16 protein-coding genes and 5 pseudogenes are annotated in these 21,689 nt (G+C 52.2%); 8 read left to right on the top strand and 13 right to left on the bottom strand.

Going from position 1 to position 21,689, the window contains the following annotated elements; genetic code table 11:
* Positions 1-300 precede the first annotated feature (300 nt).
* Positions 301-837: a hypothetical protein gene (locus tag H8S56_RS22220; protein ID WP_024685723.1), complete on the bottom strand. Its 537-nt coding sequence runs from the start codon at positions 835-837 to the stop codon at positions 301-303.
* A gap of 127 nt (positions 838-964) precedes the next feature.
* On the opposite strand from H8S56_RS22220, the gene H8S56_RS22215 reads away from it, so the two are divergent.
* Positions 965-1,525, top strand: a complete 561-nt coding sequence (locus H8S56_RS22215; RefSeq protein ID WP_187519810.1) for a GNAT family N-acetyltransferase — start codon at positions 965-967, stop codon at positions 1,523-1,525.
* 85 nt (positions 1,526-1,610) lie between these two features.
* Here the strand turns inward: H8S56_RS22215 and H8S56_RS22210 are convergent, their stop codons facing one another.
* Positions 1,611-2,336, bottom strand: a complete 726-nt coding sequence (locus H8S56_RS22210; RefSeq protein ID WP_024685725.1) for a hypothetical protein — start codon at positions 2,334-2,336, stop codon at positions 1,611-1,613.
* A gap of 171 nt (positions 2,337-2,507) precedes the next feature.
* Here H8S56_RS22210 and H8S56_RS24655 point away from each other — a divergent pair, with 171 nt between their 5' ends.
* From H8S56_RS24655 to H8S56_RS22200, 3 genes are all read left to right on the top strand, one after another.
* Complete coding sequence (locus tag H8S56_RS24655) at positions 2,508-2,642, top strand: hypothetical protein (protein ID WP_268946031.1); 135 nt, start codon at positions 2,508-2,510, stop codon at positions 2,640-2,642.
* A 482-nt stretch (positions 2,643-3,124) separates the two neighbouring features.
* Positions 3,125-6,829, top strand: a complete 3,705-nt coding sequence (locus tag H8S56_RS22205; protein WP_187519809.1) for an AAA domain-containing protein — start codon at positions 3,125-3,127, stop codon at positions 6,827-6,829.
* A 27-nt stretch (positions 6,830-6,856) separates the two neighbouring features.
* Entirely contained in the window at positions 6,857-8,689 is a 1,833-nt protein-coding gene (locus tag H8S56_RS22200) for a phospholipase D-like domain-containing protein (protein WP_187519808.1), read from the top strand.
* A gap of 33 nt (positions 8,690-8,722) precedes the next feature.
* On the opposite strand, the gene H8S56_RS22195 is transcribed toward H8S56_RS22200, so the two are convergent.
* Entirely contained in the window at positions 8,723-9,076 is a 354-nt protein-coding gene (locus tag H8S56_RS22195; RefSeq protein ID WP_187519807.1) for a hypothetical protein, read from the bottom strand.
* Positions 9,073-10,053, bottom strand: a pseudogene (locus H8S56_RS22190) (integrase domain-containing protein). Before H8S56_RS22190 ends, H8S56_RS22195 begins: the two are co-directional and overlap by 4 nt.
* 106 nt (positions 10,054-10,159) lie before the next feature.
* Here H8S56_RS22190 and H8S56_RS22185 point away from each other — a divergent pair.
* Positions 10,160-10,407 (top strand): annotated as a pseudogene (locus tag H8S56_RS22185) (DNA adenine methylase); the annotation flags it as partial.
* A 1,231-nt stretch (positions 10,408-11,638) separates the two neighbouring features.
* Here the strand turns inward: H8S56_RS22185 and H8S56_RS22180 are convergent.
* Both H8S56_RS22180 and H8S56_RS24590 read right to left on the bottom strand, forming a co-directional pair.
* A pseudogene (locus H8S56_RS22180) lies at positions 11,639-11,935 on the bottom strand (SOS response-associated peptidase family protein); the annotation flags it as partial.
* Positions 11,905-12,438 (bottom strand): annotated as a pseudogene (locus H8S56_RS24590) (integrase domain-containing protein); the annotation flags it as partial. The pseudogenes H8S56_RS22180 and H8S56_RS24590, both read right to left, overlap by 31 nt.
* Before the next feature lie 1,202 nt (positions 12,439-13,640).
* On the opposite strand from H8S56_RS24590, the gene H8S56_RS22165 reads away from it, so the two are divergent.
* Entirely contained in the window at positions 13,641-14,120 is a 480-nt protein-coding gene (locus H8S56_RS22165; protein WP_187519804.1) for a ribbon-helix-helix domain-containing protein, read from the top strand.
* Positions 14,121-14,323: 203 nt separating this feature from the next.
* Here the strand turns inward: H8S56_RS22165 and H8S56_RS22160 are convergent.
* Positions 14,324-14,602 (bottom strand): annotated as a pseudogene (locus H8S56_RS22160) (integrase); the annotation flags it as partial.
* 1,413 nt (positions 14,603-16,015) lie between these two features.
* Here H8S56_RS22160 and H8S56_RS22150 point away from each other — a divergent pair.
* Both H8S56_RS22150 and H8S56_RS22145 read left to right on the top strand, forming a co-directional pair.
* Positions 16,016-16,306, top strand: coding sequence for a hypothetical protein (locus H8S56_RS22150; protein ID WP_187519802.1), 291 nt, complete (start codon positions 16,016-16,018; stop codon positions 16,304-16,306).
* 2 nt (positions 16,307-16,308) lie between these two features.
* Positions 16,309-16,548 (top strand): hypothetical protein, encoded by a 240-nt coding sequence (locus H8S56_RS22145; RefSeq protein ID WP_187519801.1) that lies wholly within the window; start codon positions 16,309-16,311, stop codon positions 16,546-16,548.
* Positions 16,549-16,557: 9 nt separating this feature from the next.
* On the opposite strand, the gene H8S56_RS22140 is transcribed toward H8S56_RS22145, so the two are convergent.
* From H8S56_RS22140 to H8S56_RS22115, 6 genes are all read right to left on the bottom strand, one after another.
* The gene (locus H8S56_RS22140; RefSeq protein ID WP_187519800.1) at positions 16,558-17,706 is read right to left on the bottom strand and encodes a site-specific integrase; all 1,149 of its coding nucleotides are present in this window, start codon (positions 17,704-17,706) and stop codon (positions 16,558-16,560) included.
* The gene (locus H8S56_RS22135) at positions 17,703-17,915 is read right to left on the bottom strand and encodes a DUF4224 domain-containing protein (protein WP_187519799.1); all 213 of its coding nucleotides are present in this window, start codon (positions 17,913-17,915) and stop codon (positions 17,703-17,705) included. The genes H8S56_RS22140 and H8S56_RS22135 overlap by 4 nt, the downstream gene beginning before the upstream one ends.
* 76 nt (positions 17,916-17,991) lie before the next feature.
* The gene (locus H8S56_RS22130; protein WP_214654193.1) at positions 17,992-18,258 is read right to left on the bottom strand and encodes a hypothetical protein; all 267 of its coding nucleotides are present in this window, start codon (positions 18,256-18,258) and stop codon (positions 17,992-17,994) included.
* Positions 18,259-18,323: 65 nt separating this feature from the next.
* The gene (locus H8S56_RS22125; RefSeq protein ID WP_187519798.1) at positions 18,324-18,635 is read right to left on the bottom strand and encodes a hypothetical protein; all 312 of its coding nucleotides are present in this window, start codon (positions 18,633-18,635) and stop codon (positions 18,324-18,326) included.
* A 13-nt stretch (positions 18,636-18,648) separates the two neighbouring features.
* A complete protein-coding gene (locus H8S56_RS22120) occupies positions 18,649-21,447 on the bottom strand; it encodes a toprim domain-containing protein (RefSeq protein ID WP_187519797.1) in 2,799 nt (932 codons plus the stop codon).
* Positions 21,444-21,683: a hypothetical protein gene (locus H8S56_RS22115; protein WP_187519796.1), complete on the bottom strand. Its 240-nt coding sequence runs from the start codon at positions 21,681-21,683 to the stop codon at positions 21,444-21,446. Before H8S56_RS22115 ends, H8S56_RS22120 begins: the two co-directional genes overlap by 4 nt.
* Positions 21,684-21,689: the final 6 nt, after the last annotated feature.

Here is a 21,689-nt window from a genome sequence, read left to right as displayed (position 1 = left end):
CATCGCCGGCAAGCCGCCTCCCACGGTTATGCGTTCAGTCAGCCCCTACCGCTTTGTTCGCAATGCCGCCCCCTGCATCTGACCGATAAGCAGAAGCCTTTGGCTGATCCGTATCCGGCCTCTTCCATACACGCTGCCCATCGCTGACCGCTTCGGAGCCTGTGCAAGAGCTACCTCATTTCCCTCACCAACGGCGCTGCCGTGCAGACTGGTCGAGTCACCGCTGAGCGAAGGCCTGGCGCGCTACACGGAGGTCAACGAGGGCAGGGGCGAAGATCATTCGGGAGCCCTGATCGGTCATCAATTGTCCAGCGCAAGCATCTGAACAAACACCGCAAAGCTACCCAGAAACAGCCAGAAAAAACTGAACAGCCAAGGCGTGCGCTTGGAAAACAGCAGTGATTTCTTCGGCCCGGTTTCGCTGGACTCCCAGTCGCTGAACAGCGGCGAGTCGTCATAGGTCAGCCCGATGACCGGCTCGCTGCGCAACAATCCCGCCTGCTTGCGATGCCAGTGCATGATGATGTCGCACGCCGCCCGAATGCCCGGCCACGCGGCCAGGGTACAGAACAGGCCCAGCAGCGCCAGCATCGGCGGCACCACCAACGTAAACATCACACCCCAGTCGGTATTGGCATTGGCCATGGACGACGCGTAGGCAATCACCAGAAAAGACTGCGCCGACAAATAGGCGTTAGTGCGATTGGACAGATTCGTGGTTTCGTAATGAATCTCGCGCCGATAAAAATCCAGCCGCTCCTTGGGCGAGCCAAACAGCGTGATCTGCTGCTCGTCGATGACGTGCTCGGGTGTCTCGTCTGTGATAATTCTGGGCACGGTCAGTGGATACCAAAAGTTAAAAGAGGCTGTGTAGACCCCCGCGCCAGTAGTGCAGTTCGAACTAAAGTCGCCTGTAACGGGACCGTTCATCCTATAAAACCGGTTCAACGAAAAGGACATCGACATGAACATCACCCCCACGCTGCGCACCGAGCGCCTGCTGCTGACCCCGCTCGAGCTCGCCGATGCGCCCGCCGTGCAACAACGCTTTGCGCACTGGGAAATCGTACGTTTTCTGAACAATCGCGTGCCGTGGCCATACCCGCCGGACGGCGCGCTACGCTACATCCAGGACGTCGCCCTGCCCGCAGTGGAGCGAGGCACCGAGTGGCACTGGATGATCCGCCTGCACAACGCGCCGCACGAGATCATCGGCAGCATCAGCCTCATGACCGACCCCGGCAACAACCGCGGCTTCTGGCTGCACCCGCACTGGCAGGGCAACGGCTACATGCAGGAAGCCTGTGTGACGATTAATCGTTACTGGTTCGAAACGCTGGGCCAGCCCCTGATGCAAGTGCCCAAGGCCGCGCCCAATGAAGGGTCGCGGCGGGTATCGATCAAGGAAGGCATGCGCTTAGTGGCAACGGGTGAAAGCGACTTCGTCAGCGGGAGACTGCCGCAAGAGATTTGGGAGATGACGCGGGAGGAGTGGTTGGCGCGCGCAGGCCTTGCATCATCTTGACCAAGGCCTGACCCCGGAAGTCACCCCGGAAGTCGCCCCGGAGGTGACCCCGGAAGTCCGCCTCGCCCAAAACACGCAACAAGCCTCAAGCCGTCTCGACGATCCGCTTCGCCGCACGGGCTTCTTCCCGTGCTGCCAGCACCTCTGCCGATGCACGCTCGCCCTTGTAGGCCATCTGATTGAAGAACATCCCGTCAAACTGTTCCTGAGACGGCGTCTTGGTCACGGGGATAAGCAGCGCCGCCAGATCCAGCGTGTCGGCGAAGTTTTCCTTGGTCAGGTTGTACCGGCCAAGGTAACTGCCGGTCCACGCCGAATCAGCCTCCACCAGATCGATGGCCGAATCGCGGTAATTCAACGCCGCTGCCTTCAGATCGCTGGAGTTGTTCAGCAGCCCATTCAGACGATCCATCTCGGCCGCATTCAACTGCCCGCCCGTATTGAGCGCCTTCAGGCTGCCGTCTTCTGCAACCGTGAAACCGAACTTCTTGTCAGCCAGGTCCGGGTACAGATACGACAGCGCCGACTGAAACTCCTTGAACGCGCCCCTCATCACCTCCGTCACCCCACGGTGCAACTCAGCCACTCGCGGAAAATCCCACGACTGAGGCGGACCGATCATCGTCTCGACCACTTCCATCGAGTCAATACTGGTCTTGGGCGGTTCGCTCGGATAGTAAACGGCAGCGGGCGTGGCATTGAGCAGAGCCTGCTTCGCGGCATCGCTCATCGGTTGCGCAGTGAGCTTCTGATCGGAAGGCGTCAGGCGGTCGGCCATCGACGGGGCAGTGGTGCTTAAGGAGATAATCATTTCATCAATCCATGATTAGAGTATGTGCAAGAGGTATCGACGGGGTGGGGGGATAGCTTTAGGGGGGAATGATGAGTGGTGTGTCAGGGGTGTTACAAAGTGTGACTGGTTTTTTGAGTGCATGCGGCAGGTGCTGCGGTGTGGCTCAGACCAGAGCGCGGAAAACTACCTTTGAAGCCCGTGCTGATGATCGAGGACTATGAGGCCTTGATGACAATCATGCGCGAGCGTCTTGCTGCGTTGCTGCGTTGCTGCGTTGCTGCGTTGCTGCGTTTCAAGGCTTGGCTGGACGACCTATGGCCTTGAATTCAATGCAAGGGAATGGTTGAGGCTGGGTCTGAGAAACTACTCAACGCCGTGTCTGGGATCGGTTGGCCACCACATTATGCGTACGCGCAATCGTACGTATCGCACAAGCAAAAAAGGCCCACCTTTCGGTGTTGCGTATGGTGCGGCACCAGGAGTCGAATGATTATCTAAGCTATTGTTTTTGTTTGGTTTTATCTAGCTAGTCGTTTTTTTATCCCTAATTCTATCCTAGACAGCATGGGCAACCATCGAGCTGATGATTCGATCGCTCTAATTTGCTGCATCAAACGCTTTCAAATCCATACAGTTGACGGCATGATGGCCTAATGACTGTATAGAGCTTTGATTCAATCGAGGATGTTGGCTTCAGAAGATTAAAATCAAATAGCATAAGTTCTGCTGAAGTTTATACGTAAATTCATGTGTTTGGTTTGTACAGATTATCGTAGAAAGTTTAAATTTTTGTTTAGGGAGTTTTTATGTTAACAGGGAACGAGTTGTTTCTAAAAAAATATGATGAAGTAGAGGTTCTGTCAGTTGACGAGCCTGAGAATGGTAAGCCGCTATTAATAAATGCAGAGTTTCAAGATAAACCGGTGCTGATAAAGTATTGGCCTAGATATGAAAATGATCTATCAAATGTTCTAGAAGATATTTGGTTGTATGAGATAAGGCAGTTGCACCGTCTCAAAGGATACCCCGGGTTAGGTGAGTTTATATCCGCGCTTGTTGACTCGGGTAAAGATAATAGCGGTTTTTATCTAGTACTGGATGTAGGGATGCGGGTTCCATTATCACACGCATTGCTAGACTCTAAGGTCCTAAGTTATCATAAACCTTGGATCAAAAAGCTCAAAGATCCAGAGGTTAGAATAAAATTCTGGTATAACTTAATAAGAATCGTCAAAGCAATTCAACTACTACACTCCCAGGGATTACTCCATCGGCATCTTGATGAAGATTCAATATTGACGGATCTTTCTCATTCTGGGCATGACTTTCAATTAACTGGTTTTGAATGGTCTGTTCGAGTACAAAATATTTCTGGAGGGGGAAAACCTAGTCATTCCACAACCAATTCTACTATCGGACGTGTATATTCATTCCTAACTGACTGGGCCGATTTAGGAGTGCTGATAGCAAAAATCCTAAAAATTGATGCTGATGATTTGGATGACTTAGTATCTCCGATCAAAGAACTGGTATCCAAAAGTGGTCTGATTTTAGATGAGTTGATTTTCATACGAGGCTTGACAGGGCGTATAAAATTGAATGCCAATATTCCCAAAGAGGGTATGGATGGCGGAGCCATTGTAAAGAAAATCGAATCAATAATAAGTTCATTGCGCTCTATGAATGCGCGAAAGGTAGATCAGTATTATTTGATTTTTCATTTTAATCAGAAAAAAGGTGATATAGGTAAGGCACATCGTAAAACCTCCGTTTTTAGTGCAGTTCAAACTAGGTTCCAAGAGCTCCATGGAATCACGCTAGGGGAGGATAATTTTGATGATTGCATCAAATTTGTTGAGGAGGATTTACGTAATGACCCGCGGCTGATTTTCCTACCAGCCGCTGATAACATGGAAGAAGAAGTACTTTTGGTGGGCGATAGGCTGACTTATATACTTAATAAAAATAAAGAAAGTGTAAGGGATATTGAAGGTAGTTGGTCAGCGGCATTTTGTCACTCGGCGTATTTAGAGCCGCCCAAAAGAATTAATAGTTCAAATCGTTCGTGTAAGTTAAGTGGCAACAAAATTCACTGTATGTCGTCGCCGCAGTTTAAGCAGACTCGCGATAAAATGGAAATGGCGACATGGGAAAATATAATACTAAATCTTAAGGAGGAGGAAGATGGAGACCTCGCAAACCAAAATATAATTGATGGTTTCTCTGCTTATCACCTCACGGAAATTGCGTATGCAAAATCCGAAATTTATCCCATGGAATTGATAGCGTATCAAAAAGATGAGATAGATCTTTCACTTAGTACGGTGACTTTGACAAGTCGCTCAGACTCTGAATCTCAAGAAATATCAAGAGCACTCGGGCTTAAGCCAGCTGCCACTCGGTTGAATGAATTGCTTGCAAATGAATTGAACGATTCTGGTAGTTGGATTCTTGTCGGTAATACAAACTTCTCAGATGAAGAACAGGAAACTGTGCTTGATTTTCAGAAGCTAGAGAAGCAACCAGATGGCGTGATCCATTATCAGTTTACAACTACGTCGTTAGACCCGGATTATGATAACTATTTCATTATCTCCAGTTCTGTACAAGGAACCATTAGTCAGTTAAGTCGGCGTGCCGGGGCGATAGACGCCCTTAGTAATCATATCGAGTTGGTAAATATGTTGGCCAATCCCTATGCCTCGATAACCAATTCACAAGATAAACATTCGGAGCATGCCGCATTCAATGCTCTGGATGCTTCAAAGCAAGAAGTGTTTAAACGTATTACCAGTACTTTACCGCTTTATCTAGTACAAGGCCCGCCAGGCGTCGGGAAAACGTATTTGGTTACAGCTTTGGTGCAGCAGATTTTTACTCATGAACCAGATAGCCGGCTTCTTCTGACAGCGCAAAGCCACTCCACTGTTCAGCATCTATATAAAGAGGTTGTCGATTCATTAAAGCTAAGTATGGACTGTCAAGATGAACCATTGATAGTAAGTTGTATTAAGGCTAACTCTCAAAGTAACGATACTGATTCTTTAAGCGAGCTGGACTCTTTAGCCAAAGAATATCTGATCTCATTGACCAAAAGCATGTTATTTGAGGAGTCGGGCACAGTATCTGCAAAAGAAAAAATAATAGCGATGTGTAACGATAACGCTCGGTCAGGCCGTTACTCCCTGATCAGTCAGTTGTTGAAGGCAGCCAATATGGTTTTTGCTACTACGAACTCGCGTCAGGTAGAAGAACTAATTAAAGCTCGCTCTCAATTTGACTGGTCAATAATGGAGGAGACTGGAAAGGTCACAGGTATTGAGTTGCTCAGTCCATTACTATTGTCATACAGGAGGCTTATGATTGGCGATCATAAGCAGCTCCCTCCTTATGCATCGGAAAAAATGAGACAAATACTGCAGAATAAAGAGAGCCTTCACAGTGCTTTAAAAATAGCAGTGGATGTTTACAATAGCTCAATCAAAGGAGAAGTAATTAAGGCTCGTTTTACTGATGAGTATGTCCAGGATCTGTCGGAAGCAAACCTGAAGAGCCTTGCTCGTGAATCTTTGCGATTACATTTGCTTTTTGAAAGTTTAATACTGGAAGAGGAGGAGGCAAAGAGGAGCTCTATCGAATTTTATGGCTCTGATGTAAAACATCGACCGATAGCGAGCATGTTATCCATTCAGCATCGGATGCATCCTGATATTGCGAAGCTTGTTTCTGAAGTTTTTTATGACGACGCATTGAAGACTGCGCCCAATAGAGAAGCGTATTACCGAGCCATACCTACTACACGACCCTTTGACTTCTGCAATTTGGCTGTACTACAAGACACTCCAGCCATTTTGTGGATTGACATTCCTGATATTCAGGCGAATAGAAATTTTCATGCGGGTGAGGAGCTACCTCGCTGGCATAACTCTCTTGAGCGAGAGGTAATTATAGAGTTACTTGGTAAGCTCAGAGTAGCTTCCCCCGAAAGTAAGGATAAGCCGAAGCTTGCAATACTTTCGCCCTATGCTCAGCAAGTTAAAAAGCTGGCTAAAGATATCGAGCGGAAAATATCTAGCTCGAATTACTTAAGAGATCTCGATCTGTTTGCTAAGCCTGATGATCATATTTCATACTGTAGTACTGTTGATGGATTTCAGGGCGCTGAAGCTGATGCTGTGATAGTTTCAATGGTCAGAAATAATAGCTTTTCATATTCTTTGAGTGCGCTTGGGTTTCTACTGGATAGTCGGCGTATGAACGTTCTGCTTAGTCGTGCAAAGCACCAGCTCATTATTGTTGGTTCTCTAGAGTTTCTTAAGAATTGGTCCGATAAGATCAGAAGAGAAGAGCTTGGTAAAGGATTAGAAAATAACCACTTTGTTGTTAAATTAGTGGAAGTTTTAGAAAGATATCAGGCCGAAGGCGTGATGAAGCGGATTGGCCACCAAGAAATATTACGAGGTGTGGTTAAGCCAGGGAAAAAGAAGCGCAAAAATTATACGAAAGCCTAAAAATTATAAGGAAATAGGACTTACAGCATGAGCGCTCCTAGTATCTATGTGAAGATTCCTTTTGGTTCTGGTACTCACCGTTTCAAAATAGTTAAGGCTAAACGATGGGGTGCTATTGACCAGTTAGTGTTGCAGTCGTTAGCCCAGAGGCCTGCGACATCTCAACAATTGGCGGACATGTCAGGTTTGCCAAGGCAGTTAGTCGTTGAGATTCTAATTTCTCTAATGCAAGTAGGTTGGGTTGAAATAAGTAATAGTCTTGAAGGTTTCATTTTTCAGGCTACGATCAGAGGTATTGCTATATCGACCTTTGAAGATTTGCCGGTCGATAGTGAGCCGTTATTACGGGTTCGTAGCTTTCTAATAGACCCGATAACGGAGCAATGCTATCGCTTCGAACGGAAAAAGAAAAAGCAAACTTATCAGGTCTATAACTATAGGCGTGCTCAAAGCTTACTCGGTGAATACAAGGGGCATACTACAGAAATACAGACGTCTTCTACATTCTCGCCTGAGTTAGTGGATATTTTTAACTGCGTCGCGAATGACGATGAGGATGTCAACGGGTTTGAAGAAGAAGTTGTAAGGCGGAGCTATTCTGACTCATTGAAGTATGCGATCGCTTCGGTTAGTGCTGAGGATGATATCTCAGGAGTTCCCGAAATATCAGAAGAACTAAAGGAAGCCATTCTCGCCGCAGCGAATTTACAACGAGAAAAAATACGCCTCCTCGGAGATCAGTTGGGTAAAACTGAAATAGGACAGGGTTACTACGAGGCGCGTGTATCGCCCCGATCTTTACCTGTACATCATGTCGAACCCAAAAGTGTTACTCTTATTCTAGGGGCAGAGAAGCACGCGCAGCATATTTACCAGTTAATTGAAAGCGCGTATTCACGGATAGTGCTTCACTCTACCTTCATCAATGCGGACTGCGTTGATGAGATGTTACCTTCACTTCTGGATGCTGTTCGTCGCTCGGTACAGGTAGACGTTATGTGGGGGCAGACTGAACCAGATGATCCGCGAAAAGTTCAAGCCTTTAAGTTTGTCGTAGATAAGCTTGAGCAACTTCAAAAAACTATTGACGGAGAAGGGCTTGGTACTCAATTTAGATTTCACCGAACTCCTACTCAGTCCCACGCTAAGTTTGTTATCGTTGATACACCTTCTGGCGAATGGGCTGTTACTATAGGTTCATGCAACTGGCTTTCATCAAGATTTAACCGTTTTGAGGCATCGGTGCAGATTTGTGACCCGCTTGTGGTCGCCGATGCTCTAAGTATCGCTTCACATTTGGCAATGGGCAAACAGGGGCTTTCCAACGAGTTGAGCCGAGAGTTGGCAGTTCAGTCGACAATTCTATCTAAGCGAAAAGTTGTTGATAAACTTAAAGGCGAGGCGGATCTCATGAAGGTTCAATTGATTTCTGCGGCAGAGCATCATTCCTTTTGTAAGAAAGCCAGTGATGAAGCGGTTGACGATATTTTTATATGCAGTCACCGTATTAGTTATGCAGGCGATCGCCCGGTACTGACGCCGTTTAAAGCTGCTTTACGGGATGATCCGAGTCTCTCTATTCGGGTTGCTTATGGAAGATCAAGCGGCAGTATGCGTACTTCAGAGGCTAACGTTTTGAATAAAGAGCTTTCTTCGCTGAGCTTTAAGGTTATAAAGGCAGATGATCCTCAGATACACGCGAAAGTTATGACGTGGGATGAGGATAACGTTGTGATCACCAGCATGAATTGGTTGTCGGCATCTTCAGTGGGTGATATTTATGGAGAGCTTGGGGTGTTTATGAAAGGTGCAGAGTTATCTAGTAAGATTCGAGCGGCATTCGAAAGTAGCTATTGCTAAACTATAGTGAAATGTTGATCGTGCCGATTCAATTTAGTCGGCATGATTAAGATTGCTTCGTTTTTTTGTTGAAGCTTTGATTTCTTGTTGTTTCTTGATTTTCACCATGGATTGACCGATTTTTTTTGTGTTTGGTTTTAAGCGAATATTGATTAGTTTTACAGTTAAAGTGTAATGGTAATAAGTGGAATTCGATTTGTTTTCTTTCTTTTTCTTTAAAAACCAAGCGAGATGTTTTCGCTGCCAAGTCCATGGATTGTCTCGATCCCAGCACTCAGCAATTTCGGCTTGAATTGCCTTGGCCTGGCGTATATGACGTTCGCGAGTGGCATGCGCTCCAGTCAGCACTCCAGATAGGAAAAGCTCCATATCGAATGGCTTGTTCATGCTCGACCACCGATGTAGGCGGATACCACGTCGATTCGACCGTGCCCCAGTTCATAACTGATTTGTAAGTGTGCCTCTCGATCAAGACGCAGATTGAGCTGGCTGCATCTGCCGTCGTTGATGGGGGCTAGGTAATGGGTGATCTGCTCATAGCGTTCGCACGCATAGGCCGCTCGCAGTTCGTGGAAGCCTTTGAGGTTGTGCGTATGAAAGATGTCTCGGGCGGGGCGGACGATTCGCTGTTGAAAATCGAGGAAGGTTTCGTCCGGAGCCAGCAGGTTGCGGCTACCGGCGGGGGAGACCGGCTTGGCTTGGCTGAGCGCTTCGCGGATATGATCATTAACCCAAATCCAGCGAGATGCTGATGCGCCCGAGCGTCCACCTTTGGTGCCATCCTGAATGTTGATCTTGCCATATTGCTCGGCTTCTCGTTGCAGGCGTGGAAGATCGGCCAAGATGGCCTCGCGCAAACGCATACCGGTGGCTCGTGCTAGGTACACAATTGCCGCAGCGCACGGTAGTTGATGTTCGCGGAGTGCATTGATTATCCGCATCACTTGGTCACGATTCTGTCCTTGCGGAGCCGCGGTGCGAACATTGGTGCGCCACATTCCTAACGCCTTGCCCGGACTCGCCACCCTTACGTGCTGACCACCACGAAGCGCGGCCATGGTTCGGTTGACGCTTGAGAGTCGGTTTTGCGCGGTGGCTATGATCAGCTCACCTTGTTCAACTTGGCTTCGAAGATGTCTGGCGTAATCCATTGAGGTCTGCCGATCTATCTGCCGCGCGTCGTTGAGCCCTGGCCCATCGTCTGATCGACACTACCGTGCGAACGCTTGCCACCGATCACTGTGCGCTTTGACCGTGCCGTACTGGCCACCGCCAAAAAGATCTTTGAGCGCTTGCGGCCCGGCATAGCTCAACTGCCGACCATAGTCAAAATTGCGTCCATCTCGCCTGCCCACCAATGCCATGATCAAACTCCTCTCGAAGCCAAACCTTTAAAGCCAATCCCCACGTCATCCCGCAAAGTATGTTGAGTGTTATCAGGGATCAAGGCCCCTGCGACCTGTGAGGGTTGGCTACGGCGTCGACTTTCCGTTCGAGAATTACGAGCGGATGGCCGACTTCATGCGACGGTGCAAAGGCAAGGTGATGGTGAGTATCAATGACCTCCGGACATTCGGCGGGTGTTTGAGGGATTTCATTTTGAGGTGCTGGACATCAGGTACACCACGGGCAACCAGCGGCAGGGGCAGGCTAATGTGAGTGGAGAGCTGGTGAACATGAGTTGGGAGTCTTCCGCATTTGAGGGCTGGCTTTTCTAGGAATCTTTACTGTGTCACGAACAAAAATGCCGGAGCATATGCTCCGGCATCCTTACCACGGGATTACGACAATACGATCTGAAGCAATCGCACAACCTCAATCGCAAAGACCCACGCTAATTCTAAAGGCGTCATTCGCTTTTCTCCTATTCAGAGGAGACGCTTGGGCATTTTTGAAATGCCTCTGGTCACCTGCTATCCCTAGCTTTGTGGCTCCCCTCCCGCCATTTATGCTACTTTTCGATCTGCAAGAATCTGTAGTCAGCAAATTTTCTGGGATGGTAACGCCTCATCGCCAAGCCATTACGGTTGTTTTCTGGTTACAGCTAGCTGAAGGGCTCCACCCCTTCAGCTTTTTTTTGCCATTTTTTTGTCTCTTGTAGCCTCCCACTTTCTTTAGGTCGACGAGATCCGCATTCGAATTCTCTAGGAAAAGTCGACGGTTTACGGCGTGTTGCTTCGTTGGGCCTAAGATTATGGTGTCATTGAATAGTCGTCAATCCTCCCTTGCGATTTTAGTTGGGGCAATCCTATGCGACGACTACCGCCTTAAAGTTGGGGTTTTTAGTATCTGTTAGCCTCTGGAGGCCCCGGTTTTAAAGGGTTTTGTCGATTTTTAAATGTGTGAGTGCTTGTTTGTTAGTTTGTAGCGTAAGTTGGTCTTGATGGCGTGGGGAACTCTGAGTGATCAAGTTGTACCCCTTAGTTGTCCTTTGATTTTTTTTGGTTGTTGAAAATGAGATTTTCAAAAGTTTCTGATAGTTGTTGTTTTTGTATGAAGTGCACTTTCAAATAAGAAGCGGCTGTTAGAGTGTTTGATTTTGCAAGGATGAAAATACCTATTTTTATAATGTAAGAATTCCTGTAGCCCTTGCCCAGCAAGGCGTGCAGGAGTGTTTGTCGTTTTTTTGCGCAAATGCTTAGTAGATAATCATGTCTCTCAGGCATCTTGAAGGGTTGCCAGAGTTCAGAGGTGATGGCACTATGGCGCAGAAGCGTGGACCATCCCAAATCCACCTCCACTCAAGACCTACAGGTTAGGGCTCCCTAGGGAAGCTACGCCCAAAGTAGGTAATGAAAAATCGAATTCCTAGATTCATTCACTTAGCGGCCAACTGGCAGCTAAAAATTCTCAAAAAAATCCTCTCGAAACCCTTTCTGCACGTTCGTGACCATTTTTCGGGTCGACGATGATCAGTTTTTGATCGTTTTTTTCTTGAAGCATGTTGTGTCATAGCCTGGGCGCCGCTCCACTTGGGGGTGTCGTCACCGGAATTTTCAAATTCGCCCCTTGGCTGTTAACGTTTTCAACCCGTTTGTCTACTGCAAACCACTCAAAGTCATCGACGGGACTGCAGCACTCGTTTCCCATCTCCTCAGCCCGCATTGCCGACAATCCAGGCTCAATCCACTCCCGAGCATGCTCCGTCGTCAGCACCAACGGCCAGCGATCATGAATGTCGACCATCCCTGAATCACTCGCAGCCGTGATGATCACAAATCTATCTTCGTCATGCGGTTCCAGCCCATGCCGGTGGCTCGCGCCAATTGAGCGATGGCCGCGGCGCGCGGCATTTGGTGTTCGCAGAGCGCGTCGACGATCCGCTTCACATGTTCGCGGTCTTGGCCTTGCGGTATCGAGCGACGAACACTGGTGCGCTGCATCCCCAGCGCCTTGCTCGGACTCGGCACTTTCACATACTGATCACCACGAAGCGCGGCCATGGTTCTGTTCACACTGGACAACCGATTTTGCGCGGTGGCGATGCCGATAGCGCCTTGTTCAACCTGCTGACGTAGACGTCCTGCGTAATCCAGTAAGGTCTGCCGATCAATCTGCCGCGAATCGTTAAAGCCCGGCCTATCCTCCGAACAACACTAGCGCACGAAAGCCTGCCAGCGATCACTGTGCGCCTTGACCGTGCCGTAGTGTCCGCCGCCGAACATGTCTTTCAATGCCTGCGGCCCGGCATAGCTCAGTTGCCGACCCCATCCAGAATTGCGCCCATTCTGTCTACCGACCAATGTCATGACCAAACTCCTCTCGAAGCCAAACCCTTGAAATTTTCCCCACTTCATCCCGCCAAGAATGCTGAGTGTTATCAGGGATCAAGGCCCCTGCGACCTGTGAGGGTTGTCCACTAACGCGGGACTGGCGGCTCTTTACTACCGGGAGCTTGGGCATCTCATGATCTGGCCTCCTGAGCACCTCCGAGGAAGTGGGCGGGTGGAGGCTGCGCTGGCTGACGAGACCGACGCCGCGAGATCTTGAGGCAGGTGAAGGCAGTGATGCGATGACCGGGGCATGCCTGACTGTCAGTCAGGTGCAATCCATTCCGTGGCCTGCGGCACCATCATCGGCATCGCTGTTGCTGGTGACTTCGGTGTTTGTCACGTCGATTGTCACGAGGGGGAATGCCGCAAAGCCTTGTACGAGTTGGCCTGCAGCAGCCGTAGGAGCGCCCGTCTCTTTCCGGGAGAAAGAGACGGGCGCAGGTTGGCGCAATGAAATGGCCAAGCGGATAGGTTGCTGCAGGGCAGCTATAACGGGGGATGAGTTGCCGCAGTGGCACTCTGGTAGAAGTAGGCATCCATCACATCGCTGTGACCGTGCGAGCCGCCGGACGCTAATCGCACTCTGGGAGAGCCACCACGGTGTGGCATAGCCTTAAAAGGTTCTGGCTACCAAGGGGTGCTCACAACAACAGCGCTTTACTCGATCTTCTCGGCGACTGTGGATGAAATTATCTACCGGTGGGAATCTTTGGTTTTCCACAGCCGGATCGGCACGCCACAAACAAAAAAGGCCCACCTTTCGGTGAGCCTCTTTCGGTGTTGCGTATGGTGCCGGCACCAGGAGTCGAGCCCGGGACCTACTGATTACAAGTAAGATGCTTTTAACATTAAAATCAATAAGTTACAGGTTTTCTATTACGTGGCGTGTTCGTGAAAGCCTCATTCTGCGTTAGGTCTACGGGCGCTATTACGTGGCCTTTGGAGAATTGCGGATCATCCTGATGCCCCATGTCCCACGACAATCGAGTGAAGGGGAATCTCTCCCTGCATCTTCACCCATAGCTCGGCTGAAGCCTTAGTCGCCCCTACCGCACGGATTACCCGCCGAACGTCATAACTGAAAAATGCTTGACTGTCGCAGCCAATAATACATAGTATTATTTCGCTGGTAATACATAGTATTATTCGGCTCAACCCTCATAGCGAACGAGAATTATATGTTTTCAATCCGGCTAAACGAAAATTTACGAGACCAACTGGATTTTCTTGCCCTGCGTACGGGCGAAGCACGAAATTCCATCATTGCTAAAGCACTGAGCGAGTATCTTGGTAGTCGCACCTTGGGCGGCATCCCTTTGGAAGAGGCCGTCCAGGAGAATTCATACGAGATCCATGAACACTACCATGCGCAGTCTGGGGAGATGGTTGATAAGTTTAAAGAGCTTAAACGCTGGATTGAGGGCTCAGTAATCTGGACAAAGAACGGCGCGCACCCTGAAACGAGGACGGGCAAGCCAACCCCGGGCATTTTGGGGCGCAACGTTGTCACGGGCTACTACGTCGAAAGGCGCGAGATTTCTGTGATCAGCAAGCATGTGACCTGGCCTCCAGCAACTGGCCTGGACAGTTTTCACCTCTATGTGACGCCATACGAGGATTGGGTGGAGTACATGCGCGAAGTTCCCCGGAAGGTTTAAGAGTCGACGTGCCCAATGTGCTTTTCCAGCGGTCTGTCCGCTAGGCTTAACAATTTACGACTGCGGTGGCTTTTAGTGCGTGTAGCGGGACATTCGTTAAAACGCCCCCCACAGAAAAGCCCACGTTGGTGGGCTTTCCTGCACCTGCTGTAAACCAGCCTCCCCAAGGCTGGTCTACTATTTCAGATCGATGTCTGCCCCGTTTAAACTTGAGAGGCGTTCACCACAGGCACGCTCAGATCGTAAACGTCCATCATCGCTCCATCACGATGGCTGCTGGCTTCCTGCTTGTCGGCCCGGTTACCTGCCGTATCGGTAATGCCCTGGCGTTTTAAGTCGTGCAGGCCAAACCGTTGTTCTGCCGTGATGGTCCCGTCCTCAATTGCCGACTTGATGAAGCGCTGCCAGGCCGTATCTAAACTCGATTTGCGCAAGGCACCACCATGGCTGGCGACGATGATGTAGCGCCGATCTGGGCGTACGGTTACCGGAGAGGCAATTCCTGGAAGCCCCGGTCTGCCTGGCTGAAAAATTGGAAAACCGGCGAAAGCGGCAGTTTTCAAAATCCTCACCGCTCTCATAGATGCGCACCAAGTCGCTCCTTGCCATCTCCGGGCAAAGTGCTGGAAGCAAAGCGGGGCAAGGCCTGCAGCTCGATCTTCAAAGTTCTGCGCTTTGCACAGCGCCGCAAGTCTTGGACGTCGTTGTTACGGGGGGGCTGGCATCCAGAGCACGATTTTCAGTGACTGGCAGGGTGCCATTTTCAGTTGAGGGCTGGGAAAAAGCTAGTTTTGGTAATCGACAAACGAAGCGGGGCAGGAGGCTTGTGGGGGGGATAGGACCTGGCGCGTGAACAGACGCCGATACGCTCGCTGGTTACGTACAGCGGACAAACAAAAGGCCTGCATCGCTGCAAGCCTTTGTTTTGTATGGTGCCGGCACCAGGAGTCGAACCCGGGACCTACTGATTACAAGTCATATAAATTAAACTTTTATATCAAAGAGTTAGCGCGACTGTTGTTACGTGCGACTACCTCATGACCCGTGTAGATCTGCATCTATTATTGGCTTGTTACGCCCCTAAGCCGGAAGGTAATCCCCCTTCCTCATCATAAGTCATTGCGTAACCGAACTCGGGTGAGCGTCCAGATAATGTGGGTCGCCTAACCCTTTCTGCCGCGAGAAAAAAAAGCATCCAGGATGCAGCTTCCAGAAACTGGCTGCGCAACGATGGGTGCCCTTTTTTTTCTACCCACTTGGGGCTTCTTTCAAAGATCCCGTGTGATTTGCTTAGAGTTTCGATTCTGTTTTTGGGGGAGGGATCTTCGAAACTGAAGCTTTGAGGCTGGTGAGCGACATCATTTCTGATCCGCCGAACAATGTGGAGGTCGCGACATAGTTTGTCGCTGATAATCCCCAAGCGATAAGCCACGTCGATCTTGGAACTGAGAGATCCAAATGGGGAGTTTGGACCGTCAAACAACGTGTCCGTAGAGGATGGATTGGGTACGAGGGTTGCTAGAAGAACCTCGCGGAGTTGCTCCTCAATCATGGCCGTCGCAACGAGCACGACCCCCCGGGCTGACTCGTTTTTAAGCTCATTATTAAGTCTTATAACGGCATCAAAATCTGGTCCAGGCTCCATATACACCCCTTTATTTAACGAAAAGTTGGCTTTGCTGACTTTGTAGTTTTACTCACTCCGCCGACGGCGATACTACATGAGCGCGGGTTACCCCTCCGTTACGCATAACGGGACATTCGTTAAATGCCTCCCCACAGAAAGGCCCACTCCGGTGGGATTTTTTGCGTCCGCTGGAAACCAGACCCCTGCTCTCTGGTATACCATTGCCAATATCTATGGTTAGAACACCACGGATCTCCAGGAGGTCAGCGTGTCGTTACCCATCACCGCCCGGCAACTCAACGCCTTGCGGGCACTGCAACAGACTGATCCAGATCTGGGCGAGCTGGCCACGGCCATTGCGCTGGCGTTTGACCCCACGACCATTGAGAACCCGCAGTTGGCCAGACTGATTCTCGAGAAAACCTGCCGACGCATCGTCGCTGGTCAGCCTGGCAGTCGCGAAGCCATGATCCTGCACCTGGAGACCTTCGGAAACTTGAACTGTCTGTCGCCCGAGCAGGTCAGTGAGTTTACCGACCGGATCAAGAAGTTGGCTTAATCATGCCCCAAGGTATCCAGGAAGAAGCCCTGCGTGTAATGCTCGAGGGCGGTGCTGTACGTGACGTGTTGGTCAGTCGTCATAACGACAAGTGGACGTTGGCCATACGCCTGGGCGGGGCGGGCAGCCGCTGGCTACCGGTGCATTCGCGCCGCGAAGCGCTGCGCACCTGGGCCAGCCTGACGGCTGTGGGGAGGTTTGCCGAATCGGCGGGGATCCGCGCCTTTCAGGTCGAAGTCTGAGGCGGGGGGCTAGGTCTGCGAGGCATTCACCAGCGGAACGCTAAGGTCATAGATGTCCATCATCGCTTCGTCCCGGTGACCGCTGGCCTCTTGCTTGTCCGCCCGGTTACCCACCGTGTCAGTAATACCCCGGCGTTTGAGGTCATGCAGTCCAAAGCGCTGCTCTGCCGTGATAGTGCCATCGGCGATAGCCGATGTGATGAACCGCTGCCAGGCCGTGTCCAGGCTGGATTTTCGCAGTGGCCCGCCGTGGCTGGCCACGATCAGGTAACGCCGCTCCGGCCGCAGCGGAATGACCGTCGACTTGCTGGCCCACACCTTGGTCCGATACGCCTTCGCCCCTTCCCAGGCCGCGCGCAAACGCGGCGTCCAGCGCACGATGTTGTCCCTGCTGCCCTTGCGTCGGTTGGTCAGAATTCCTTCTGCCAATTCGTGGGCATCGGTCAGGGTAATGGTCTCAATGCCGCGTAGACGGCACAGGTAGCCAATCTCCATCACGTAGCTCAGGTACTGCGGACAGCCCCCTTTCTCGTTCCTGGCCAGACGGCCGAACGCCAAGGCGCGGTCCACCAGGTCGTCCATGACCCGGTGCCCCGGCAATCGTCTGCGTTTGCGCTCCACCGGCGCTTCGATACCCAGCGCCGGGTTGACGTCCAGGAACCCCCGGTTGCGGCCCCACTGCAGCACACGGCGCAGGTAGCGCAAGACGTGCGCCGCTTTGGAGGGCGTACCCTCGTCCGCCAGCCGATCGACGATGCGCTGGATCAGGGCTGCGGTGAATTTCTTCACCAGGAGATCGCCCAATGGCTTGCCCAGTTTGGTTGGGATGGCCAACAGCACGTCACGCGAATAACAGTAGTCGTCATGGGTGTTGGGGCTGAGTTTTTTGTAGCGATCGCTCTGGTGATATTGCGCACACACGTAACGCAACGTGCCCCGGTCAACGCCCGAGGTCTGCTCCATGATCTGGTGCAGGTCGGCCAGGGTGACGTCGGCGGGTGCCACGTTGCGCCTGCGCTGTTTACCGTTCTCGTCGTAATGCAGCGTGTACCACACGCCGGCGTTGCGGTGATCAAAGTAGATGGCCGCTGGGAGCGCGGCCTGATCGATGTGAGTGGGAATGTGCGGATTGTGCTTCCGCTTGCGCGCTCGCCTCATAGGATATTGATGTCGTAGTGCTCAGTGGCCACGGACTCGATGCCCGCCGCCTGGTGAATGAGGTCCAGCGTGGTCCAGGGGCCGGTGCGCCCTCTGAACATGCGGATGCCCTGAGTGTTCAGTGAGCGTTCGACGTCGGAGCGGCGCTGATAGCCGGTTATGCGCTGCAGGTCCTCAAACGTGAGGACGGAGCTTGTGGGGGAATTCATGATTGCTCTCTACGGGAAGCAGCAACCAGGGCAGTGTAGCGTTTCGCCCTGGTGCTCAAAGCCAGAAGCTATAGGCTCAATTACTGACATGTGGGCGGGCGAGCACCTGGGCTATGACCAGAACGTCGACAGCGGTCAGGTCGCCCTGGCTGTGGGCGAGGGTGGCGAGATTTTGCAGCCGGTCGCGGGCGTCCGGCGTCTTGTGCACCAGGTAGCCGATTAAGGCAGCACCGATGATGGCGGTGGCCACGGTTCGACGGCTGGGAGTGAAGCGCGCACGGGTACGCGGATCGTGACGTGTGGTAGCCTCGTGGCTATCGCTGATGAGTTGTTGTACTAGCAAGGTGCTGCTCCTTTCAGTGGTCGGTGTCGGGGAGGTACGAACTCCTCGACGCCTTTTTTTCGGCGTTAAACGGCGCTTGGGTCCAGCGGATCCGATCGCACCAGGTGAAGCACCAGGTTCTCCAGATTGGTGACTTCCTCGGTTTCTGATTGCCATTCCAAAACCGCCTGAATCTGGTCACGGCTGCATCCCATCACCAGAATCTCGCGCTCACCTCGAGCGGCTCGGATTTCCAAAATCCCCAGCAGACCTTCAACCGCATATGCATGCGCGTGGACGACCGGAAAGCCATCGCGGGTTTCGGTCAGGCCGGCGTACACGAAGCTAGTCATGTAAGCCTCTTCAACAGGGGTTCCCCTGATCACTTGAATTTGCATGTGCTCGCTCCGGTCAGGCTTTGAAAACCCAGCACTTCACCGTAGGGCAACGGTTCGTCATGGGATTACGGATGGCCTGGGCGCTGCGCACGGCGCTGTCCACGGCCTTGTAGTCAACAAATTTGCGGCTGCGGGAATCCTTGAGCAGATCCTTCAAGCTCGAGACGTCGGCCAGCTTCTGGCGATGCTCGGCAGCACGCTCCGCAAATTCGTTGATGTTGATGGCGATCAGGTCCGGGTTTTTGCTGTGGTTAACCAGGGGATCTTCATAAAGCGACTCGAGGTATTCGTAGACCTGCCAGAATTCGGCCACGGCCGCATGGTCGGCACTGGTGGTGCTCTGACGTTCAAGCGCCATTTCGAGGATCTGGCGACGGGTCTCCTCAACCTGGTTGTCAGTGAGGGTGATCACCAGTCGGATGGCATCCAGCAGACTGAGCAGCTGGGCGTGGTTCTTAATGATTCGCTCGATGCGGATCTGGCCACGGATGTTGTTGCCGCACTTACGGCAGGCGCTGTCTGCAGTGAATTCAGTGCTGCAGAAGAAGCAATTGGTATGCAGCCGGCGCAGCTTGCCTTCGTATTCCGGCATACGGTGGCCGAGTACTTCCATAACTGCCGACTCTTTGCTCACGGATAGCAGCAGGAAGTGGCTGAGCGTTGTACCGTCCAACCCGTTGAGCTGGTCTGCTGCAGCGCGGCTCTCGGCGGTCACAGTTGGGCGAACGAAGTGCAGCTTCCCGATCCGCGTCATGATCGCTTCGTGCGCTACCACCGCGGCGTTCTGTGAGATCGCCACAGCCCCACGGAACGGCGGTTCGTATGTTTCGTTACCAGCGGTTTTAACGCCCTTGGTCGCCAAGGTGCCGCCGCCGTAGAAATCCTTCAGCTCGTCCCACTCGAACGACTTGGCGTGGGCTTTGTTGTCGTCGCTGTGGCGATCGGCTTCCAGGAACACAACTGGCATGCCCGACACCTGGCCCATAAGCCGCGAGCGGCCAGCCTTGGTCGATTTCATCGGGTCGAAGCCTTCGTAGCCTTCGCGGCCCATCAGCTTCCACAACAGATTGAGCAGTGTGGTTTTGCCCGCGCCGGCTTCGCCTGTCATTTCGAGGAACAGATAGGACTGATAACGGGCGCGGATCTGCTCACAGAACAGGGAGCCGAAAAAGAACACCAGGGCGATCAAGCCTTGGGAGCCAAAGCAGATCAACATGAGCCTCAGCCACTCTTCGTTGTAGTCCTTACGCTCGCGCTGCAGCACGATCGGGACGCCTTTCTGTAGCGTCTTGAGGCGCATCCGGCCCAGCTCGTAATAGTCTTCGCTGTTGATCGGGTAGACCACACCGTCCTTGATGGCCACGTCTCCGTACAGATATGCGCCGTGCTCTTTGCTGTAACCGACGAAGTCGATGGTGGACACTGTTTTGAGCCCGTAGAGCTGGTCTTTCATGATCTTGTCCAGTTGTTGGCCACTGCCGGTGTACATGGCACCAGCTGCCATCCCGAGTAGGCGTTTTTTAAATTCGCTGGCGGCAGTGAGCTGGCCACTGGTGAAGGTGTTCTTCACGCTGTCGCCGTCGTGGGGGAAGTCGACGCGCACGTAGTACCAGGACTCGTCCGTCACCTCGTTGCGCTGGTAATAGAGGGCTTGCGGGTAACAGTTGGCGATTTCGATCACGCTGCCGGATTGCTGCAGAGCCTTTTCCCGCATGGCCGATTGGTTCAGCAGTTGCTCGTCCTGGTCCTCGCTGTCTTCCAGGTCCTGCATGGCACGGTTGAATTTCTCCATGTCCAACTTGAACCAGTACAACCGGCTGGCGAAGCCCAGGTGAAATTCACCGCGCTTGTTCCAGTCGTACATGAGCAATGCTTTCTCGGCGGCGTTTTCGGCAATCAGCAGCGCACCCTGGTGGCGAGCCTGCTTGATATCGCTGGCCACCTGGTCCAGTCGCTTGGATTCTTCATCCATGAAGGCCCAGCGCTGGTGCAGGTCGTTCCAGTCGACCTTACGTCCGTCGCGTTGGGGAATCTGCGCGGCTTCACACACGAAGCCCAGCTCCCTGGCCATGCGAACCCAGCGGCGGGTGTAACCATGTGCACCTGGTTCGTTATCGAGCGCCCATACAAGTTTGGGCAACTTAGCTTCGCGCTCGGTGCAGTCGCGTAGCAGGGCCTTCAGCGACTCTTCGGGGAAGGCGTTAGAGGACATAGCAGACACGGCCGAAATGCCGTTGTGCAGAAGCGCTATGGCGTCAAAGATGCCCTCTACGATCCAGACTTCCTTGACCTCGAGCAGGTCAACGGATGGAGGACACCACCACACGCCACGGTAGGTTTCACCTGGCTTGAAGCGGGCCTTCATCTTGCCAAATCGTGACGGGCGATCGATCAGGCGTTCCCAGTAGCCGCCCTTTGTCAGCGGAAAGCGGACAGTCGCGCTGCCGGCGTTCAGTTCCCGGTTGAAGTACGTTTCCTGGGTAAACCATCCACCGATCAGGTCCATGCTGAAACCACGCGCAAACTCTAGGTAGGCGCGGGCAGTCGCTGCAGGGGCGTTCTCGGTTGCCGGTGCGCGCTTGCTCCAGTCCTCGAACAGATCCTCGTAGATTTCTTTTACGTGCATCGTGTGCGCGCACTTCTCAGGGCGACCGCAAATCACCAGCCACGGGGCCGAGTGGCGCGTGAATAAGGTCTTTTGGCGGCACTTGGGGCATGTGCCGCCTCGCATGTAATCGGTGCCCGTTCGATGTTTCAGGCCGTAGTCGTGATCGAGGCGCCGCAGGACGTCTTCACGTAGATCGTCTTTCATGATTGCTTCACTGCTTTAAGACTCTGGGAAAGGGCTGCCATAAGGCGTTTTTGCGCTGCCATTACCGGGACGTGGGCGATGATTGCGCCGTGGCGCAGACCGTCCGCCACCAGGCGGAATTGGTCGGCATACCAGTATTCGTTGAGGCTCGAGCGGTACTGTTTACGCATGGCTGCCAGCAAGGCTTGAGCCTCTGCCGGTGGCAGTTGGGCGGTGACAATTACGGCGTTTCCCATCGTAAA

The sequence above is a fragment of the Pseudomonas triticifolii genome, assembly GCF_014358015.1.
Classification (GTDB): domain Bacteria; phylum Pseudomonadota; class Gammaproteobacteria; order Pseudomonadales; family Pseudomonadaceae; genus Aquipseudomonas; species Aquipseudomonas triticifolii.
The sequence above is the reverse complement of the archived record's forward strand: the minus strand, read 5'-3'. Positions and strand labels throughout refer to the sequence as shown.

What these genes read in the sequence shown, in the direction of transcription:
- H8S56_RS22215 (WP_187519810.1), top strand. Translation starts at nt 965, where the DNA reads ATGAACATCACCCCCACGCTGCGCACCGAGCGCCTGCTGCTGACCCCG.
- H8S56_RS22210 (WP_024685725.1), bottom strand. Translation starts at nt 2,336, where the DNA reads ATGATTATCTCCTTAAGCACCACTGCCCCGTCGATGGCCGACCGCCTG.
- H8S56_RS22205 (WP_187519809.1), top strand. Translation starts at nt 3,125, where the DNA reads ATGTTAACAGGGAACGAGTTGTTTCTAAAAAAATATGATGAAGTAGAG.
- H8S56_RS22200 (WP_187519808.1), top strand. Translation starts at nt 6,857, where the DNA reads ATGAGCGCTCCTAGTATCTATGTGAAGATTCCTTTTGGTTCTGGTACT.
- H8S56_RS22195 (WP_187519807.1), bottom strand. Translation starts at nt 9,076, where the DNA reads ATGAACAAGCCATTCGATATGGAGCTTTTCCTATCTGGAGTGCTGACT.
- H8S56_RS22165 (WP_187519804.1), top strand. Translation starts at nt 13,641, where the DNA reads ATGTTTTCAATCCGGCTAAACGAAAATTTACGAGACCAACTGGATTTT.
- H8S56_RS22145 (WP_187519801.1), top strand. Translation starts at nt 16,309, where the DNA reads ATGCCCCAAGGTATCCAGGAAGAAGCCCTGCGTGTAATGCTCGAGGGC.
- H8S56_RS22140 (WP_187519800.1), bottom strand. Translation starts at nt 17,706, where the DNA reads ATGAGGCGAGCGCGCAAGCGGAAGCACAATCCGCACATTCCCACTCAC.
- H8S56_RS22135 (WP_187519799.1), bottom strand. Translation starts at nt 17,915, where the DNA reads ATGAATTCCCCCACAAGCTCCGTCCTCACGTTTGAGGACCTGCAGCGC.
- H8S56_RS22125 (WP_187519798.1), bottom strand. Translation starts at nt 18,635, where the DNA reads ATGCAAATTCAAGTGATCAGGGGAACCCCTGTTGAAGAGGCTTACATG.
- H8S56_RS22120 (WP_187519797.1), bottom strand. Translation starts at nt 21,447, where the DNA reads ATGAAAGACGATCTACGTGAAGACGTCCTGCGGCGCCTCGATCACGAC.
- H8S56_RS22115 (WP_187519796.1), bottom strand. Translation starts at nt 21,683, where the DNA reads ATGGGAAACGCCGTAATTGTCACCGCCCAACTGCCACCGGCAGAGGCT.